Origin of the sequence: Bacillus sp. BHET2, from assembly GCF_005938125.1 — a bacterium.
In the GTDB taxonomy this organism is placed as follows: Bacteria; Bacillota; Bacilli; order Bacillales; family Bacillaceae_B; genus Rossellomorea.
In genome coordinates this window covers 1-579 of sequence record NZ_VCQN01000022.1, presented here as the reverse complement: position 1 = coordinate 579, position 579 = coordinate 1, and the positions used below count along the sequence as shown (strand labels likewise).

The following is a 579-nucleotide window of genomic DNA, read 5'->3' as shown; positions in this document are numbered from 1 at the left end:
CCTACATGAAGCTGGAATCGCTAGTAATCGCGGATCAGCATGCCGCGGTGAATACGTTCCCGGGCCTTGTACACACCGCCCGTCACACCACGAGAGTTTGTAACACCCGAAGTCGGTGAGGTAACCTTTTGGAGCCAGCCGCCTAAGGTGGGACAGATGATTGGGGTGAAGTCGTAACAAGGTAGCCGTATCGGAAGGTGCGGCTGGATCACCTCCTTTCTAAGGAAGATTTACTAAACGTTTGACGCGTCGAAGTTTTGTTCAGTTTTGATGGTTTAATTACTGTCAAAACATTTTTTATCTCTAACGAGATAAGAAGTTGTGTTTGTTCTTTGAAAACTAGATAAAGATAAATTGATAGTCAAGAAATTACCGAGTATCGCCATTTTAGGTTTTAAACCTTAAGTAGTAAGTGATCAAATGTTGATTTAGCAGCCTAGCTGTTGAACAAGATTTAGGTTAAGTTATGAAGGGCGCACGGTGGATGCCTTGGCACTAGGAGCCGACGAAGGACGGGACTAACACCGATATGCTTTGGGGAGCTGTAAGTGAGCTTTGATCCAGAGATTTCCGAATGGG

Annotated in this window: 2 rRNA genes; both read left to right on the top strand. The window is 45.1% G+C overall.

What is annotated here, in order from left to right:
* Nucleotides 1-219, top strand: a 16S ribosomal RNA gene (locus tag FGG79_RS21325); the annotation flags it as partial.
* A gap of 238 nt (nucleotides 220-457) precedes the next feature.
* Nucleotides 458-579: ribosomal RNA gene (locus FGG79_RS21320) — 23S ribosomal RNA — on the top strand; the annotation flags it as partial.